Annotated in this window: 14 protein-coding genes; 3 read left to right on the forward strand and 11 right to left on the reverse strand. The window is 71.0% G+C overall.

The genetic code is table 11. The features are described from left to right. Positions 1 to 6: 6 nt before the first annotated feature. The 3 genes from ACWEKM_RS19965 to ACWEKM_RS19975 form a co-directional block, all read right to left on the reverse strand. On the reverse strand, positions 7 to 2,241 hold the full coding sequence (locus ACWEKM_RS19965) for a penicillin acylase family protein (protein WP_451622508.1): 2,235 nt from the start codon (positions 2,239 to 2,241) through the stop codon (positions 7 to 9). A 145-nt stretch (positions 2,242 to 2,386) separates the two neighbouring features. Next, positions 2,387 to 3,340 (reverse strand): HpcH/HpaI aldolase/citrate lyase family protein, encoded by a 954-nt coding sequence (locus tag ACWEKM_RS19970; RefSeq protein ID WP_451622509.1) that lies wholly within the window; start codon positions 3,338 to 3,340, stop codon positions 2,387 to 2,389. After that, positions 3,330 to 4,541 carry a CaiB/BaiF CoA transferase family protein gene (locus ACWEKM_RS19975; RefSeq protein WP_451622510.1) on the reverse strand — a complete coding sequence of 404 codons (1,212 nt, stop codon included), beginning with the start codon at positions 4,539 to 4,541 and terminating at the stop codon, positions 3,330 to 3,332. Before ACWEKM_RS19975 ends, ACWEKM_RS19970 begins: the two co-directional genes overlap by 11 nt. A 352-nt stretch (positions 4,542 to 4,893) precedes the next feature. Here ACWEKM_RS19975 and ACWEKM_RS19980 point away from each other — a divergent pair, with 352 nt between their 5' ends. Further along, the gene (locus ACWEKM_RS19980; RefSeq protein ID WP_451622511.1) at positions 4,894 to 5,946 is read left to right on the forward strand and encodes a LysR family transcriptional regulator; all 1,053 of its coding nucleotides are present in this window, start codon (positions 4,894 to 4,896) and stop codon (positions 5,944 to 5,946) included. Here ACWEKM_RS19980 and ACWEKM_RS19985 read toward each other — a convergent pair. The 5 genes from ACWEKM_RS19985 to ACWEKM_RS20005 form a co-directional block, all read right to left on the reverse strand. Further along, entirely contained in the window at positions 5,865 to 7,400 is a 1,536-nt protein-coding gene (locus tag ACWEKM_RS19985; protein ID WP_451622512.1) for a WD40 repeat domain-containing protein, read from the reverse strand. The genes ACWEKM_RS19980 and ACWEKM_RS19985 overlap by 82 nt on opposite strands. Beyond that, positions 7,397 to 7,897 carry a hypothetical protein gene (locus ACWEKM_RS19990; RefSeq protein WP_451622513.1) on the reverse strand — a complete coding sequence of 167 codons (501 nt, stop codon included), beginning with the start codon at positions 7,895 to 7,897 and terminating at the stop codon, positions 7,397 to 7,399. Before ACWEKM_RS19990 ends, ACWEKM_RS19985 begins: the two co-directional genes overlap by 4 nt. 56 nt (positions 7,898 to 7,953) lie before the next feature. Continuing rightward, on the reverse strand, positions 7,954 to 9,315 hold the full coding sequence (locus tag ACWEKM_RS19995) for a protein kinase domain-containing protein (RefSeq protein ID WP_451622514.1): 1,362 nt from the start codon (positions 9,313 to 9,315) through the stop codon (positions 7,954 to 7,956). Further along, positions 9,312 to 11,942: an AAA family ATPase gene (locus tag ACWEKM_RS20000; protein ID WP_451622515.1), complete on the reverse strand. Its 2,631-nt coding sequence runs from the start codon at positions 11,940 to 11,942 to the stop codon at positions 9,312 to 9,314. The genes ACWEKM_RS19995 and ACWEKM_RS20000 overlap by 4 nt, the downstream gene beginning before the upstream one ends. Positions 11,943 to 12,409: 467 nt before the next feature. Continuing rightward, positions 12,410 to 13,294 (reverse strand): EamA family transporter, encoded by an 885-nt coding sequence (locus ACWEKM_RS20005; RefSeq protein WP_451622523.1) that lies wholly within the window; start codon positions 13,292 to 13,294, stop codon positions 12,410 to 12,412. Between the two features lie 52 nt (positions 13,295 to 13,346). On the opposite strand from ACWEKM_RS20005, the gene ACWEKM_RS20010 reads away from it, so the two are divergent. Beyond that, a complete protein-coding gene (locus tag ACWEKM_RS20010) occupies positions 13,347 to 13,853 on the forward strand; it encodes a MarR family winged helix-turn-helix transcriptional regulator (protein ID WP_451622516.1) in 507 nt (168 codons plus the stop codon). A 140-nt stretch (positions 13,854 to 13,993) separates the two neighbouring features. After that, positions 13,994 to 15,673, forward strand: coding sequence for an ABC transporter substrate-binding protein (locus tag ACWEKM_RS20015; RefSeq protein ID WP_451622517.1), 1,680 nt, complete (start codon positions 13,994 to 13,996; stop codon positions 15,671 to 15,673). Here ACWEKM_RS20015 and ACWEKM_RS20020 read toward each other — a convergent pair. The 3 genes from ACWEKM_RS20020 to ACWEKM_RS20030 all read right to left on the reverse strand — a co-directional run. Next, entirely contained in the window at positions 15,646 to 16,893 is a 1,248-nt protein-coding gene (locus ACWEKM_RS20020) for a C45 family autoproteolytic acyltransferase/hydolase (protein WP_451622518.1), read from the reverse strand. The two genes, ACWEKM_RS20015 and ACWEKM_RS20020, sit on opposite strands and share 28 nt — an antisense overlap. Beyond that, positions 16,890 to 17,648 (reverse strand): SDR family NAD(P)-dependent oxidoreductase, encoded by a 759-nt coding sequence (locus tag ACWEKM_RS20025; RefSeq protein ID WP_451622519.1) that lies wholly within the window; start codon positions 17,646 to 17,648, stop codon positions 16,890 to 16,892. Before ACWEKM_RS20025 ends, ACWEKM_RS20020 begins: the two co-directional genes overlap by 4 nt. Beyond that, positions 17,645 to 18,397, reverse strand: a 753-nt coding sequence (locus tag ACWEKM_RS20030) for an SDR family NAD(P)-dependent oxidoreductase (protein WP_451622520.1), incomplete at its 5' end; no start/stop codon positions are given. The genes ACWEKM_RS20025 and ACWEKM_RS20030, both read right to left, overlap by 4 nt.

Consider the following 18,397-nt stretch of genomic DNA (forward strand, 5'->3'; position numbering starts at 1 on the left):
GTCTCCCTACAGCGAGACCCGACGGATGGTGGCGGCCTCCACGTCTTCTTCGCTGAACCGCACGGCCTTCACGTCTCCGGACGCGAGCATCGCGGTCTGATCAGCGTGGTATGCGGAGCTGGGGTCATCGGACTGCGAGTACGCCAGAATGCTGTACGCCTCAACACCGGTGGTGGTGAACCCAATCCAGAGACGGAACCCCGTTCCGTGCACCACATCGGGATAGCCCTGTCCGCGGACGAAGCCATGAGCAGTCTCGATCTTGTTGTACTGGCCGGGCTCTCCCGGGCCGCCAGGGACCGGGTACGGTCGGCCGTTCTTGGTGACGTACTGAGCACTGCCGACCGCGATGTCCGCACCGATGTCGTCGAGGTCCGTCATCGCCCGGCGCATCGCCTTGAGCACGCCGATTCCGTACTCCAGGTTGATGCCGCTGGGCGTGGCCAGGGCCTGGTCGACCCGGAAAGGGACGGAGAAGCACTGCTCGGGCGGGACGCTGTCAGCGCCGGCGAAGTGCGCGTAGAACCGCCGCCACAACATCGCGCCGCGGCTGTCGATGTGTTCGCATCCGTCCCATGCCCGAAGTACGCGCGCCGCATCGGCGAGTTCCTCGGAGCCGTCCTCTTCGCAGGCCGAGCACACGGCATCACGCCACAAGGTGGCCGACCACACCTCGTCGCGTTCCGTTGCCGCGTGGAGGTCGGCGAGGGTCACCGACCTGCTGGACTCAGCCAGCAGTCGCTCGATCATCGCGAGCCCGCTGCGCGTCCGCAGCGTGCGCGCGCGTCGCTCGTTGCCCACGATCTTCGGGTGGCCCTCCAGACGGATATGGGCATGGTTGGTCCAGTGCGAGTCGTTCTCGTTCGCTACGTAGTCGCGGCGCGAGAGCCTGGGGAGTCGTGAGACGCCGATGATGCCCTGGACCGGAGCATCCGGGTCCGTTGCCCATTCGTCGGCGGACGTCGAACCGTCCAGGACCGCCACCGGAACGCCGTTCATCATGATGGAGCCCTCATGGAGCGTGGGTGACCGATCCAGCTGAGCGTCCGAGACGTTGGGGATCGCGGTTCGGTCGGCATAGAGCACGTCGCCGTTCCGATCGGCCACGGCGAGGTTGCGCCAGCCGACGCCGAGGTGTTTCTGCGATCGCTCGTCCGCCTCTTGAACCGTCTGGGCGGTCATCAGGTCGAGTTGCTGGTCGAGCCAGCGGACACTCATCCCGACCTCGCGCATACAGTAGGCATGTCGGTGGTCTCGCGGATACTGCTCGCCACCGAGCAGCGGCCCGTGATGCGTGCTCAGAAACGTGCGCTGCACGGTGTCTTCTGCTCCGTCTCGCACGACGGGGCATTGGACGGTGACTTCGGACATCGGTCGCGAGGCGCCGTCGTAGAGATACGAGGTCGAACGATGCGGGTCGAGGTCCAGCCGGTAGACCGAGAATCGGGGGCTCAGCGAGGAGGTTCCTGCATAGGCGATGTGGTGGGTGAATCCGGTCATGACGAACGGCAGGCCCGGCACGACTGAGCCGTACACGTCGAGCACTCCAGGGATCGTCAGATGCATCTCCCTGAAGCTGTCCGGACCGGACCAGTACCAGTGCGGATTCGCGTAGAGCATGCCTCGGCCCGACGCGGTGACCTCCCCGCCCAGAGCGAGCATGTTGCTCTGCTCGGGAACGGAGTCGGTCGGCGGAGCGGCCTTCAGCCACTCGGCATGGTCTCCCTCGGTGCCGGCGATGATCTGGGGGATCAGTGCGACCGAGCTCCGGAAGAGGTTCCAGTGCAGGGCCTGCCTGAAGACGTCCTCGGTGTCGATCGGGATGAGCCACGTCCGAGGGTCGAACCGTGGATCGTCGATGCCGTGCTCAGCGGCGTGCCTCAAGTATTGGTTGTAACCGGCCGCATAGCCGTCGCACATCTGCCGGACCGGCTCCGACGGACCCGACGACACCGAAGGGGAGAGAATCCGCCGCAGTGTCCCCGATTCTTGCAGGTAGCGCCAGAAGAGATCGCTCTGCAGGTTGGTGACGCCCTTGATCGGACCGTGTTCGAGCAGCCGATCCGGCCCGTACACGCGAGAACGGTCGCCACGAAGAGTCATCCACCTGTCCGCCAGGAGTCCGAGATTCTGCTCCGCAGACGCATAGCCGGCACCACGTCCCAGCTCGAAGTGAGAGTCGGCGGTGACGTGGGGTACGCCATGTTTGGTATAGCGGATGGTAGTTGGCATATCGCTCATTTCGGATTCCTGTGGTGAGTGATCGGTCGCGAAGCCCTGGCTCGGGTGTCCCTGGGCGGGTGATGGGCTCCTCTTGGGTGCGGTTGTGGGGACTCAACACTCCTACGTCGGATCTCGGCAGTCCAAGACCGATCGTCGATACCGACTACCGCCGTTCGCCTTGCTTCCGGTCTGCGTCCGGCCGGTTCCGCGGGTGGAGCAGCAAGGCGCGGCGTGCGGTGGCAGCCATGGCCTCGTCCACCATCTCGCCCTCGAACAGCACGGCGCCCGATCCGGTGGCCTGTGCCGCCTCCACCGTGGCTATCAGCCGTTCGTAGCGGGTGAGTTCCTCCGGTGTGGGGGAGAACACCTCATTGATCACCGGGACATGGGACGGGTGGACCGCCATCATGCCTTCATAGCCGAGGGCACGATTCTGGACGGCGAATTCCCGCAGCCCGGCGAGGTCGGTGATACGGGTCCACAGCCCGGTGACCGGGTTGGGCACATCGGCCGCCCGGGCGTCGAGCAGGACGCGGGAGCGCAGCGTCAGTGTCTCGGTTCCCTCCGGGCTCCAGCGGTAGCCGACTGCACCTTCGATGTCGCCGCCGGAGGTCGCGAGCGCGCCCAGGTACGCGATGCGACGAGCCGCCCTGGCGATGTGGTACGCCTCCCGCAGACCCCGGGCCGTCTCCAGCAGGGGGACCAGGGCGATGCTGCCCTCGGGCAGGTCCTGCTCGTGTTCGCACCAGCTGAGCAGCCGGTCGGCGATCCGTATGTCCTGGGCGCAGCGTACCTTCGGCAGGATGAGTCCGGTGAGCCCGGGGCGTGCCAGCGTGCGGAGCTCCGCCGCTTGCGCCCAGCCGTCGAGCGGGTTGATCCGTACGAAAAGCGCCGTCCGTTGCCCGGGGTCCTCCGCGGCGAGGGCGAGAGTGTCGGACACGTGTGCACGGGCGAGCGGCTTGTCCGCTTCGGGTACCGCGTCCTCCAGGTCGAAGATCACCGCATCCGCGCCGGCCGCCTGGGCCTTGGGCAACCAGTCGGTCCTGGTTCCGGGGACGAAGAGCAGGGAGCGCAGCGGAGGCCGGACCGGGAGTGGCTCGCGGGCCTCAGACGACATCGTTCTTCTCCAGGTCGGTCAGTTCCTTCTCGCTGATTCCCAGCCAGTCGTGGTACACGAGTCGGTTGTCCTGCCCCAGGGCCGGTCCGGTCCGCCACACCTTCCCGGGCTGCTGCCGGAAGTGCGGGAGCACCGCCTGCATCCGCACTGGTCCGAGCTGGGGGTCGTCGACAGTCACGATGTCGCCGCGTTCGGCGTAGATGGGGTCGGCGGCGATGTCCGCGGCGTCGAACACCCGGGAGGCCACGACCTCGGCGCGGGCGAACTCTCGCAGGCATTCGGGGGTCGTCCGCGCCGCGATCCAGCTCCGCAGGCCCTCGTCCAGCTCCTGGCGGCGCGCATGTTGTTGCTCGGTCGTCGTGAACTCCTCTTCGGGCAACCCGAGCAGGGCGGCCACATTGCGCACCGAGCGCGGTGTCGCGGAGGTCACGGTGATCCAGTCGTTGTCCCTGGAGCGGTAGGTGTTGATGACGGCTGCCGGCGCGACCGCCAGTTGGTTCCCGGACCGCCCGGGGGCCTTCCCCAGCTGGTCGTGGATGATGACCTGCCATTCGACGAGCCGGAACAACGGCTCGAAGAGGGCGAGGTCGATCCATTCACCGTCGAAATCGGCGTCGCGTTCGCGGCGGTGCAGGGCCGCGAGCACGGCGTAGGCACCCATCAGGCCGGTCACCGCGTCACCGTGCGAGAAACCGGTGTGCACCGGAGGGCCGTCGGTGAACCCGGTCAGATGGACGACGCCGCTGCGGGCTTCTCCCATCTTCCCGAAGCCGGGTGCGTCAGCGAGTGACGAGGTGGCGCCGAACCCGGATATCTGCAGGAGCACGGCCTTCGGGTTGATCCGGTGCACCGATTCCCAGTCGAGTCCCCAGCTCCGCAGCCGACGGGCGCGCAGCGTGACGATGACGACATCGGCCCAGGCGACGAGCCGCTCCGCGACGGCCCGACCCTCCGCTCGATGCAGGTCCAGGGTGACCGAGCGCTTGTTGCGTCCGGCGACTTTGAACCACAGGGAGACCCCGTCACGTCGAGGGCCCATGGCGCGGGCGGCGTCCCCGGTGGTCGGTGGCTCGACGTGCACCACATCGGCTCCCTGGTCGGCAAGCAACGAGCCTGCCAGGGGGCCGGCGACCACATGGGCGAACTCGACCACCTTCAGGCCGCTCAACTGCCCGCTTCCGGCGGTGTTCGGATCCGGCACGACGCGCTCCCTCGGCAATGTTGTGCTTTCTCTTCTCCGCCATGGCGTCCCGGACGCAGCTGGGGAGAACCTCAGCATGCCGAGAGGGAGAAATTCCTGTCCAGCAACAAAATTGCAGCAATACATGAGCAATGTGCATCAATGATGGGCTGTGTTGCGGCCCGCGCAGGTCGAGGCGCGGGAGCATCTGCACCGGCTTGTCGCACCGCGTGAGGTCATGTCGGCTCGGCTCCATGGAAGTGGGACCGGCAGGGGGACTGGCCTGGCGGGCGAGCTGCCAGTGCTCCGCATCTGCTGTGCCCTCTGCGCTACCCCTCCGCATTAATTCCAGGCTGATCTACAATCCAGCGTCATGGATCTGTCGTTGCGCCAGATGGAGGCATTCGCGGCGGTCGCCCGGGCCGGCAGTTTCACCACCGCGGCGGGTGAGCTGCATGTTTCGCAGTCCGCGCTGAGCCGGACGGTCGCTGAACTGGAGCGGACGCTGCGGGTGCAGTTGCTGGTGCGGGACACCCGCAACGTGGCACTCACACCCCAGGGAGCCGAGCTGCTGGCGGTCGCGGAACGTGTGCTCTCCACCCACCGCGCGGAGATGAAACAGCTCGACCGTTACCTGTCCGGGGAGCGCGGAACGGTCACGATCGCCACGCTGCCGTCCGTGGCGGCCGTACTGCTCCCACCAGTGATCTCGACGCTGCACTCCGAGCGCCCGGAGATCAACGTGTGCATACTCGACGGGCTGGCCCGCGGCGTGCTCGACCATGTCATGGCCGGCGAGGCCGACCTGGCGATCACCGTGCCCCGGCAGCTGCCCGAGGGCCTGGTCGCCCGGCCCTTCGTTCAAGACCGCTTCTTTGCCGCGGTGCCCCCCGGCCACCCGCTCGCCGAACGGCAGGAGCTGCGCTGGTCCCACCTGGCCGGTGAGCAGTTCGTTTCCATCGGGGCCGACTCCAGTGTGCGGTTCTTCACCGACGCGGCGTTCGCACAGGCTGATGTACGGGTGGCGGGCGTCGTCGAGGCCCGCAGTGTCGCCACTGTCGGCGGGCTGGTCGCGGCGGGACTGGGGGTGACCGTGTTGCCCGCGCTGGTTCAGGCGCTGATGATTTTCGCCGCCCTCACGCACCGGCCGATCGGGGACCCGGTCGTGGAGCGCAGGCTCGATATCGTCATCCGTGCCGAACGGGCCCTGTCTCCCGCGTCCCAGCATGTGCTGGAGCTACTGGGAAGACTCCGCGTCACCGGTCACGAGCTGCCGGCCGGGGTGAGCTGGACGGAAGGAGCACCAGGCACGGACGGAACAGCCCAGCAGGCGGATGCCCCGGCTCAGCCCCGCCCGTCGACGGACAGCTCCCAGTCGAGTTCCCACACCCGTACCGTCCCGTCGAAGTCCCCGGAGATCACATGACGCCCGTCGGGCGTCGGTGTGAACGCCGCGATTCCCTGTCCCTTCGCGTCGAGGCGTAGCGCGCCCTGCCCGGTGCGGGCGTCCCAGATCTCGATGCCGCCCGACTTGTCGCACATCACGAAGGCGCCGTCGGCGGTGAGGCGGGCACCGGACGACGTATAGGTCGCGAACGTCCCCAGGCAGGCGCCGGTCGTGGTGTCCCACAGGCGTACGGTGCGCTCCTCGTGGTCGCCGCCGGACAGGGCGTGCCGGCCGTCGGGGCTCAGCCACACCGACCTCACCGCACGGGCGTGCCCGGTCATAGTGCGCAGACAGCGGCCGCTGTCGAGGTCCCACAGGCGGACCTTCTTGTCGTCGCCGCCCGAGACGGCGAGGCGGCCATCGGCGGCCGTCCACACCGCGTTGATGGCCGGGTCGAAGCCCTCCAGGGCGCGCACCTGCCGGTCCGCCTCCAGGTCCCACAGTCGCAACCGGTGGCCAGGGCCGCCGATCAGGGTATGTCGGCCGTCCGGCAGGAGACGGATCGCGGAGCCGTACGCGTCCGGGTCGAACTCGCGCAGGCAGGCGCCGTCGGTGACGTCCCACAGCCCGGCCCTGCGGTCGCGGCCCAGGGACAGCAGGCGTTGTCCGTCCGGGCTGAGGCTGATCTCCTCCACCAGGTGGGTGTGACCCTCCAATACGCCGGTGCAGGCCCCGCTTTCGACATCCCACAGCCGAATCGTGCGGTCGGCGCTCGCGGACGCGGCGAGCCTGCCGTCGGCAGACAGGTCGAGCTGGGTGACGTAGCCGGCGTGCCCGGTCAGTTCGCGGGCGAGCCAGCCCGAGCGCAGTCCCACCCGGGTGGCCCGCCGCTGCAGGCGCCGCCAGCCGGCGAGTGCATGGGGCGCGCGCTCGTAGCCGGGGGTCGAGCGTGCCTGGGTGAGCCGGCCCAGGGCGCGCGGCAAGTTGCCGTCGGCCAGGGCCTGTTCGGCCTCGCCCACCAGGGCGTCGACCTGCCCGCCGAGGGTGTTCAGCTCGGCGGGCGGCAGCGGGCGGCTGAGCTGGGGTGGCGCGGTGTAGTGGCCGGGCAGCTGCCAGGAGCGCACTGTGTCGTCCTGCGCGGCGGAGATGCCGTGGCGTCCGTCGGGCGAGAGCCACACCGCGCTCACCGTTCCGCGCCGCCCGCGGAAGGTGCGTACGCAGCAGCCCCTGGTCAGGTCCCAATAGCGCACGGTGAAGTCCTGCCCGCCGGACAGCGCGTAGCGGCCGTCCGTGCTCATGGCCAGGGATTCGACACCGTGCAGTGGCGCCATGAGCGTGCGCAGGCAGGTGCTGCCGGACTCCAGGTCCCACAGGTGGATCGAGCTGCTGTGTCCGCTCAGCGCCCGTCTGCCGTCGGCGCTGAAGCACAGCGACCACACGAACGAGTGCTCCCCGCCGTGCAGTTGGCGCGAGGTGCCGTCAGCAAGATTCACCAGATACAGGGTGCCGCTGGTTCCGCCCGCGAGGGCGTGGCGGCCGTCCGGGCTGACTTCGACGCGAGGTCGAGAACGCGGGCCAGGGCCGCGCGCGGTCCGCCCTCGTGCAGGCGCCGGTTCACGATCCGGTCACGCAGGCTGCCCCCGTCGACGTACTCCGCGAACACCCGCGGCACACCATCCAGCGTACGGACGTAGAAGCAGCCGCAGACATGCGGATGCAGCCCCAGCGACACCCACGCCTCGGCCTCGGCGACGAACCGCGCCCGCCCGGCCGCGTCCTGGAACACATCGGCGCGTGGGCTCTTGACCGCCAGATCGGTGTCCCAGCGCAGGTGCCGTACCCGGTGGACCAGACCCATCGCGCCCTGCTCGTGCACGCGGGTGACCTCGTACCGGCCGTCGATCACCTCACCGATCCGCCACTGCGTCACAGTCCCGCCCTTTCTCCGCTTCTCCGCCACGTCGCTCAGGTACGCCGCTACGTCGCTCACGTACGCCGCAATGTCGCTCAGTTGCGCCGCGATGTTGCCCGCGAGGCCCGGTTCGGTCAGCCGGCGTGCGGCAGCAGGGCGCGGCGCAGCTCGTCCGCGCTCTGGAAGCCGATGGCGGGCTGCTCGGTCAGGGCCCGGTCGATGACCTCGGCCAGTCGCCGCTCGATGCGTGGGTCGCGTTGCCGGATCGGCACGGCCGGTGCCTGGAGGACGATCTGCCACGGGTCCCTGTCGCGCGGGAAGTCCCGCGGCGTGTGGCCGGTGAGCGCGTGGTAGAGACAGGCGGCGAGCGCCCACACATCCACGGCCGGTGCGGCCTTCTTGAAGTTGATGACCTGCTGACGGGGCATGAAGTGCGGTTTGCCCGCAGTTGATCCGGTACGGGTCAGGCCGCTGAGACCGGCCTGGTCGAAAGCCTTGGCGATACCGAAATCGGCGACCTTGGCCGTCGTGGAGCCTTCGGCGTTCTCCTGCAGCAGGATGTTGGACGGGGTCAGATCGCGATGCACCACGCTCCGGCCATGGGCGTGGTCCAGACCTTCGAGGACCTGTACGGCGATACGGACCGCCTGCGCCGCGGGCAGCCGGCCGTGCCGCTGCCGGAGCACCTGGTCCAGGCTGCCGCCGGTGCAGAACTCGGTGGTGAAGTAGAAGGTGCCGTCGGCGAAGCCCGAGTCGTACAGGGCGGCGATGTTCGGGTGCCGCAGGGCCCCGGTGAGCTCCGCCTCGCGCAGAAAGCGCGCCCGAGCGTCGGCGTTGGCCGCGACCTTCGGCAACATGACCTTCAGCGCCACCTGCTTGCCGCTCGACCCGTGCCGGGCCAGATACACGGCCCCCATCCCGCCCCGGCCCAACTCCCGCAGCAACTCGTAACCGGCGATCGGGGCCAGGTTGGGGCGCCCGCTCTGGGCCAGGTCGAGCAGCAGCCGGGCCACCGCGGACGGCTCCGACCGACAGTCGGAGCACAGGAATTCGCCGGACCGGCCGGACATCTCGGAACCCACCTCACGCCCGCACTTCGCGCAGCGCGCGAGTGTCAGCGTGCGCGGTGCGCTGATACCGACGCGGAACACCGTGTCCCCGAGCCGGATCTCGTCGCCGTCGCCCAGGTCGTGCTCGGGGTACTGGATGGCCGCGCCCTCCTCGGGCGTCTGGCCCTTCTCCCGCTGGCCGATCTTCCGGCCGTTGACGAAGGTGCCGTTCATGCTGCCGAAGTCGCGGATGCGGATGTCCGGTGGATTGATGTCCAGGAGACAGTGGTGCCGGGAGACCGTGCTGTGGTGTTCGTCGTTGGGCAGGCGCGGCGAACAGTCCGTGCTGCGGCCGAGCACACAGGTGGTGCGCTCGGTGAACACATACTGCGCCGGGTCGAGCCGGCCCTTGACGAGGGACAGAGTGACGGTGGCCGGGGGCGTCATCGTGCGGTGTCCTGCCTTTCCGGGCGGTGGCCGGTTCCGGAGCCGCGTCCGGAAGGGCCGACAGAACCAGGTTCGGTGCCGGTGAAGTCGAGGGTGCCGTCGACGGCGTCGATCCGGACCACCGCGCCGTCGCCGAACCGTCCGGCCAGCAGAGCGCGCCCCAACGGCTGGACAAGCAGCTGCTCGACCGTCTGCTCCACCGCGCGGGCACCCGAGCGTGCCCCCGTGGCACGGGCGAGCAGCAGGTCATACGCGCCCTCGGTGGGTGCGATCGAGATATCCCGTTCGGCGAGCCGGGCCCGGACCCCGTCGAGCACCTTGTCCAGGACTCGGCGCAGCGCCACCTCGTCGAGCGGCTCGAAGACCACGACCTGCCCGATGCGGCCCAGGAGTTCGGGCCGCAGCTCGCGGGCGAGCGCGGCATGGATCCGCTCGGCGGCTGCCGACTGCCCGGCCGCGGCGGGGGAGTCGGGGCGCTTTGGCGGGGCGAAGCCGAGCGGCGGCGGGGGCCCTGCGGCCTCGGCGTCCTGCCGCGTGCCGAGGTTGGAGGTGAGGATGACGACCGACTCGGTGAAGGAGACCTGCCGCCCGCGTGAGTCGGTGAGCCGGCCCTCGTCGAAGATCTGCAGAAAGATGTCCAAGACCTCCGGGTGCGCCTTCTCCACCTCGTCGAAGAGGACCACGCTGTGCGGATGGTCCCGCAGCGGCCCGCTGAGCTGGCCCTCGCGGTCGTGCCCGAGGTACCCGGGCGGCGCGCCGAGCAGCCGGGACACGGAGTGGCGCTCCTGGTACTCGGACATGTCGATACGGATCAGGCGCCGCTCGTCGTCGAAGAGGAACTCCGCGAGCGCCTTGGCCAGTTCGGTCTTGCCCGTGCCGGTCGGCCCGGCGAACAGGAACACCCCGACGGGCCGCCGTGGATCCCCGAGGCCGGACCGTGCGGTGCGCACCGCGTCGGCGACCGCACGCACGGCATGGTCCTGGCCGACGACGCGGCGGCGCAGCCCCTCCTCCATGCCGAGCAGCCGCTCCGCCTCGCCCGCCGTGATCCGCTCGATCGGCAGCCGGGCACGCGCGGCCACGGCGGCGGCGATGTCGCCGGGCCGCACCCGGACGGGGCCGCGCGGCACCGGGCCGGGACTGAGGGTGGCGATACGGGCGGCCGCACACGCCTGGTCGAGCATGTCGATCGCCTTGTCGGGCAGCCGCAGTTCGGGCAGATGGCGCACGGTCAGGTCGACGGCCGCCTCCGGTACGTCCGCGTCGATCTCCACCCCGTGGTGCGCGGCCATCGACTCGCGCAGCTTCTCCAGGATCGCCACGGCCTCGTCCCGGCCGGGCTCGTCGACCCAGACCACCTCGAAGCGGCGCTGCAGCGCCGGATCCGACTCGATCCAGCGCCGGTACTCACCCGGTGTGGTCGCCCCGAGGCATCTCACGTCACCGCGCGCCAGGGCGGGTTTGAGGATGTTCGCCGCATCGCTTGCGCCCTTACCGCCCGCGCCGAGCACGGTGTGCACCTCGTCGATGAAGAGAATCAGCTCCGGCACCTGCCGGGCTTCCTTCAGCACTGCCTCAAGGCGCTCCTCGAACTCTCCCCGGAACGCGGCCCCGGCGAGCAGCGCCGCCATGGACAACTCCACCACCCGGGCCTCGGCCAGCACGGCGGGCGCCCCCGGCTCGGTCAACCGGGTGGCCAGGCCCTCCACGATATTGGTCTTGCCGACCCCCGCATGCCCCACCAGGATCGCGTTGGCCTTGCGCTGCCGGATGAGGACGCGGGCCAGAGTGCGCAACTCCTCTTGCCGACCGATCAGTTGCGGCAACCTGCCGGAGCGGGCGAGTTCGGTCAGATCGCGGCCGTACAGGTCGAGGACGGGCGTCGGATGCGGAGCGCGGCGGGGGGCCTCGGCGGGCGGATCCGGGTCGGGGTTGGGTTGGGGTGGTTCGGCGGGCGGATCCGGGGTGGGCTTGGGCCGGGGCGCTTCAGTGGGCCGGTCGGGGGCGGGACGGGGTGATTCGGTGGCCTGGTCGGGCTTGGGGTCGGGCCGGGGTTGTTCGGCGGCCCGGCCGGGGTCGGGGTCCGGCCGGGGTGGTTCATGGTCACGTACGGCCGCGGCAGCCCGCCCCTGATCGTTGGGGAAGAACGCGGCCCGCGCATCCTCGACCCCCAGTTCCCGCAGCACCCGAGCCGCCGTCGGCAGCGGCAGCCCAAGCACCGCCCGCAACAGATCGACCGTCCCGGCTGTCCTGTCCCCGGCCAGCTCCCCGGCCCTGATGAACGCCCGTCGCGCCGTCCGACTGCGCTGCGGCACGGCGGCTGGGGCGGGCGGGGGCGGCGGGGCGTCGACGGTGAGCGCGGCGCGCAGCCGACGCCGGAAGGTCTGGGGGTCCACCTTGGCGAGGGCGAACCGGCGCCGCAGGGCCCGGACGTTCGCCTCGACCGCGTCGCGGCGTGCCGGGGTCAGGCTGCTGGCGCCGAGTACCTCTCGTAGGTCGTCGCGGCACAGGTTGGCCAGGCCCAACAGCAGGTGCTCCGGCTCCACTTGAGGCGCACGCCCGGCGCGGGCCTCGATCCGGGCCAGGCCCAGGGCGAGGGCCACGCTGTCGCTGTACGGCTTGATCACGCGCTCTCCTCGACGGTCGGCTGACGGCCCGTGCTCGTCAAACACTTTCCTTGCAAGGGCCTTCCTCGGCGGCCGTTTTGCAGCCCCGTCCTGATCACGCGCCTTCCCCGGCGGCCGGTTCCCGACCCGTCCTGATCAGGCGCCCACACCCGCGGCCAGTTCCCAGTCCAGCTCCCACCTGCGCAGCGCCTTGTCCCGGCCGGCGGCCAGGACGAGGCACGCGTCCGGGCTGAAGCACACCGACTGGGAGCGGCCGGTCGCCCCGAAGCCCGGCGGATCGCCCCGGACATGGTCGCCCCAGGTGTTCAGCGCGCTCGGGCGGGCCCATCAGGACGGCCCTGACCGAGTCCTTGTGCCCCCGGAAGGTGCGCAGACACTGGCCGCTCGCCAGGTTCCAGACCCGTACGGTGTGGTCGTCGCCGGTGACGGCGTACAGGAAATCGGCGCTCAGCGGCACGGAGTTGACCTCACCGACGGGCGCCCCGACCGTGCTGACGCACTTGCCCTTCGCGTCGGCTCGCCCGCTTGGGTTGGCCCAGCACGACTCCGGTCAGGACCAGGGCCAGTCCGCACAGTTGCCGAACGGTCAGCACCTCTCCGGCGAACACGATGCCGAGCAGTACGCCGGTAACGGGGTTGAACAGTCCGATCAGTCCGACCGTTCCCGCGGGCAGGTGTCGTAGCCCATGGAACCAGGCGGCGAAGGCCAGCGCGGTGGCGACCAGGGTGACGTAGCCGAAGGCGAGGAGCGTCGGCGGGGAGAGCGCGGGCGGAGGACCCTCCACGGCCGCGGCGACCGGGAGCAGGAACAGACCTCCGGCGGTGAGTTGCCATGCGGTCGAGGCGAGCACATCGGTACCGGCGCTCCACCGTTTGGCCAGGATGTGACCGAAGGACGACACCAGCATGGCGGCGGCCGAGGCCAGGACTCCCGGCACGCTCACCCCTTCCACCCCGGTGAGCAGCATGAGGCAGACCCCGCCGAGTCCGATCGCGGCGCCTGCCAGGTGGGCGGTCCGGGGTCGCTCGGACACCAGGGGCCAGGCGATGAGCATCATCGTCAGCGGGGACAACGCCATGACGGTCGAGGCGACGCTCGTCGGAAGCAGTTGGGAAGCGGCGTAGACGAGGACGAAGAACACGCTCATGTTGAGCAGCCCGAGCACCGCGGACCGCCACCACCACGCCCCGCGCGGCCGTTGCCTGCGCAGGCCGAGCAGGACGAGGCCGGCCGGCAGGGCTCGCAGGGCGGCTCCATAGAGCGGGCGGCCGGCCGGCAGGAACTCGTGTGTGACGAAGTAGTTGGTTCCCCAGGCCACCGGTGCGACTGCGGTCAGTGCCACCCGACGCATATTGGCTTCCATGGAAGCGAATATAGCTTCCTGGGAAGCTATATTGGTATGCATGGAGCACGGTGAACGATTGGACCGCGTGGCCCGCATCCAGGCCGACTGGCGCCGCGAGCGCCCCGATGTCGACATCACCCCGCAAGGAGTGATCGGCCGACTGCACCGCCTGGCCGGCCGGCTCACCGAGGAACTCTGCCTCGTCTACGGCCGCTACGGCCTCGGTGAGGGCGAGTTCGACGTCCTGTGCGCACTGCGGCGCGCCGGTGAGCCCTATGAACGGGCACCCGGCGAACTCGCTGCGCACACCATGGTCACCACCGGCGCGATGACCAAGAGAATCGACCGCCTGGAGCGGGCCGGACTCGTCACCCGCCGCCGTTCCGACGACGACCAACGCGGCCGGATCGTCGCCCTCACCAGACCTGGACGCGAACTGATCGACCGAGCGTTCACCGACCACATGCGCAACGAACGCCAACTGCTGGACCTGCTGACGCCCACCGAGGCCGAGTCACTCGAAACGCTGCTCACCACCTGGCTCTCCCGCATGGAACACCCGTGAAGTCCCGGCGCCGCCGTCCCGCGTGATTCTTCCGCCCGACGCCTCTGCCGTCCGGTGCCTGGTTAATGCATACTTTCCAGGCAGCGAAGTGGTGTCCGGTTTGTCATCGGGGGGACGACGCCCGGCGAAGGGAGAAGCCGATGTCAGTGCCCCGCCCGGTGGACGGATCCCGGCCGATGGCCGAGGAGACCTGGGAACTCGCCCCCGGCCCGGTGCGCGAACCGACCAGCTCCGCCGTCCACGACCCCGAACTGCTCCGCCGGATCGCCGCGTTCGAGCGGTCGGACCTGGAATCGGTCTCGTTCCTGTGGTACGGCGACGGGCGGTGGGCGCGCTGCCGGATCCGGCGTGGGCCGGCCGTCACGGTCGCCTTCCTTCTGCTGGACGGTCCGCCGGCCGGGCTGACGCCCCGAGAAGTGGACGTGGTGTCGCTGGTCGCGCTGGGGCTGTCCAACCGGGAGATCTCCAGCCGACTCGGCACCAGTGTCCGGACGGTGACCACGCAGGTGGAGCGGCTGCTGAGGAAGACGGGGCAGGAATCGCGGGCCGGGCTCGGCGCGATGGCCGTCGACCGTGAGCTGGTGCGGCTGCCGCTGCCCGGCGGGGTGGACCGCGGGTCCGGGATCAGAGTGCTCGACCTGGAACGGCTGGCCGCCGACGAGCCGTCGCGCCCCCCGGGGCTGCGCCGGGTGAGCGGCGGCCGACGTCCGCTGCGGGTGGGCACCATCGCGCTCGGTGGCGCGTTCGCCGCCGACGGCGAGGAGACCATCCGGGGCGCGTCGCTCGCGGTGCGGGACGTCAACGCGCTGGCCTGGGAATGGGGCCGGCCGGTGGAACACGTGGTGGTGGCCGTCGACCCGCTGTCGGAGGTGTCCGTACGGGCGGGGCTGGCGGTGCTGGTCGAGCAGGACGTCGACGCGATCACCAGCAGCTACGCCAGCGCGTTCAGCCCGGCGGTGTTCGACTTCGCGGCGGACTACGGGCGGATTTTCCTGCACACCAACTCCTGGACGCACAGTGTGGACGCCGTCCGGTCGGCGCCCGCGCGCTACCAGCACGTCTTCCAGAGCTGCCCGTCCGAGAACGCCTACCAGGCCGCACTGATCGCGCATCTGCGCGCGCACCCGGCGGGGTGGCGCGGGCGGGGCCGGCTGGCGGTGATCGAGCTGGACGGTTACGGCTGCTCGATCACCGGTGCCGACTTCATCGCCCGGGTGAGCGAGGTGGGCTGGGCGGTCACCGCGGTGGCCCGGGTGGGCTTGTCGGTGCGGGACACCGACGCGGTGGCGGCGGAGGCGCTGGGGGACGGCGCGGACCTGGTGGTGGTGTCACACGTGTCCCCAAAGACCGCCGCCCAGCTGCAGAACGCCCTCATCCGGGCCCGGCCGGGGCAGGAGTCGTACCACATCTACACCCCGTCCCTGCCGGGGTTCGCCCGGCATCTGGAGCCCGGGGGAGGCGGGCTGACCTGGTCCACGGTGACCGGGCGGTCCGACGACGCGCTCGGCCAGCGGTTCGCCGAGGCGTACACCCGACAGTTCGGCGTCCCGCCGGGGTGGACCCAGGCCAGCGCCGCCTACGACCAGGTACGGATGCTGCACACGGCGGTGTCCGTGACCGGGTCGCTGCGTCCGGCGGTGACCGGTGAGTATCTGCGGTCGGAGGCGTACCGGGGCGTGAACGGGACGTATCTGTTCGCCTCGCCCGGGCAGTCCGCGGCCGGTTACCCCTATGACTCCACCGACCTCGGCCTGGCGCAGCCGACCCTCACCTACCGGATGTCCGGCAGCCGTCAGGAGGCGGTGCCACTGTCCGCCTGAGCGGGCGTCGCCGGGGTCCCCGCCGGGACGGGGACCCGGTCCGCCGTGCCGGAGAAGAAGTCACGGCAGTCCAAGACCCGGCGGGGCGTGGAGCAGGGGTGGCCGAGGGCGAGGTGCAGCACCGCGTCCTCCGGTTCCACGATCACACTGGCCACCGTGGAACCCCGGTCCAGTTCGGCGTCGCGCGGGTTCGGGTGGCAGCACAGGGAGTCCGGGTGCCCGGCGTGGTCGGCGAGGATCCGGTGCCAGCCGGCCACCGACGGCTCGGGGGTCGAGGCGGCCAGTTCCAGCGCCCGCTCCTGGCGGAACACGGTGTCCGGCATCACCCGGGGACCGTGGTCGCGGGCGTCGGCGGGGTGGAGGGCGTCGAAGTGGTTGGCGTGGACGAGCAGTTCGCCCGGTCCCACCCGTCGTACGCCGATCGCCTCCGGTCCGCCCGGCCTGGCCTCCACATCGGTGCCCCGGCCCGCCTGGACCAGCAGGTAGTTGGCCGATGAGGCCCGGGGAGCGGCGCGCAGCAGTTCCTCGCCCTCCATGACGGATCCGGCGTCCAGCAGGGCCCGCAGCAGCAGGTGGTACGGCATGCCCGGCTCGCCCCGGTCGAGCGAGGTGACCAGGGCGTTGGTGAGGACGGTCAGGCCGGCCGCGTTCACGCCGAACTTGGCCAGCAGGCCCGCCTCGACCACCGACACCCAGCGTGGGCCGGCGTTCGGCGCCGCCTCCAGGAGGACGACGGTGTCATGGGCGAAGGGGATCCAGTCCCAGTTCTGGCCGGCCAGGGTGCGCGGACCGCGCACGTCGCAGAAGGAGGTGCACTCGCCGCGCCCCGGGAGACCTGTGCCTGTGCCGGTGCTGGAGCCGGTGCCGCCTGCCGCGAGCTTGCGGGCCTTGCCGGAGAACAGGATCTCGGTGCGCAGATTGAGGGCCAGGATGTCGGCGAACCCGGCGCCCGCGCCGTCGGCGACGCCCTGGATCTCCGCCAGCAGCCGGGGGTCGAAGGCGTCGATCACCGGGACGAACCGTTCGGCGAGACCGGCCGCTTCCCGCCAGGTGAGCCCGGCGAAGGTGGCGTACACGCGTTCGTAGTGGGCGAGCGAGAGCTGTACGCGTCCGGCGGCTGCCCTCCCGTACTGCCGTCCTCGCTCGGCAGGGCCGCCGTGGACGCGGACGGTCGGGGGGAGCGGGGGCGTGGCCGGGGTGTCGGTCAGGGGTGTGTTCATGCGGCGCTCTGGCCTCCGTCCACAGGGACGGCCGCTCCGTTGACGAAGGAGGCGGCGTCGGAGGCGAGGAAGAGGCACAGCCGTGCCACCTCCTCGGCGGTCCCGGTGCGTCCGGCGGGGATACGGCGCACGACCTCACGGAAGGCGTCCGGGGCCTGGGTGACGGTGGTCATCGGGGTGTCGATGACTCCGGGCAGGACGGCGTTGCAGCGGACCTGGTCGGGTCCCCATTCGACCGCTAGCTGCCGGGCGAGGGAGACGACGGCGCCCTTGCTGGCACTGTAGGCGGCGCTCGGCTCGCCCGCGTCGCCGCGCACCGCGCCGATGCTCGACAGCAGGACCACGCTGCCCGGTCCGGGGACGGCGGACATCCGCCGGCCGGCCGCGGCGGCGACCAGCAGGGAGCCTCGTGCGTTGAGGCCGAGCACGGCGTCCCAGTCGGCGGCGGTGGTGCGCACGGCGGGCTTGAAGCGGTAGACGCCCGCGCAGTGCACGACGGCGGTGGGCGCCATGCCCTCCCACAGGTCGTCGACGGCGGCGAAGGCGGCCTCGACCGATGTCTCGTCGGAGACGTCGCAGCGGACAGTGCGCACGCCGTCCCGGGCGGCGGGCCGTTCGGGTCCGGTCAGGTCGAGGCCGACGACGGACCAGCCGGTGCGGGCGGCGAGCAGGGCGGTGGCCCGGCCGATCCCCGATCCGGAGCCGGTGACCACCAGCCGCCGGGGGCGTGGCGGGGCGACGTGGGTGTCGGTCATGAGGTGTACACCCCTCCGTTGACGTTGACGGTGTGGCCGGTGATGTAGTCGGCCCCGTCGAGCAGGTAGCGGATCGCGTCGGCGACGTCCTCGCCGGTGCCGTGCCTGCCGAGGGGGACGGAGGCGGCCAGGGCGGCGCGTTCCTCGTCGAAGGTGTGTCCACTGCGGCGGGCCCGGTTGTCGATCTCCTCGCGGTGCATCGCGGTCATGACATAGCCGGGCGCGACGGCATTGACCGTGCAGCGCGGGGCCAGCTCGACGGCGAGCGTGCGCATCAGGGAGTGCGCGGCGGCCTTGGAGGCGCTGTAGGCGCCTGCGCCCGGGGTGGCGACCTGGGCGAACAGCGAGGCCAGGACGACGATCCGGCCGGGACGCGGGCCAAGCTCCAACTGCGCCCGCAGGGCGCGGACGCAGTTCAGGACGCCGAAGAAGTTGATGTCGAGGACCCGCCTGATCTCGGCGTCGGGGGTGTCGAGCAGCGCGGTCTCGGGTCCGCCGACGGCCGCGTTGGCGACCAGGGCGTCGGCGCCGTCGTAGACCGAGGCGGCGACGGCGGCCAGCCGCTCGGCGTCCTCGGGGCGGGAGACGTCGGCGACGACCCCGGTCGCGTACCGGCCGGAGGGGTCGAGGGCGCGGGCCGCGTCCACGACGTCGGGTCCGAGGTCGGCGAGGACGACCCGCCAACCCTCGGCGACCAGCCGGCGGGCGGTGGCGTGGCCGATGCCGCGTGCCGCGCCGGTGACCACGAC

The organism is Streptomyces sp. NPDC004752 (assembly GCF_053601275.1).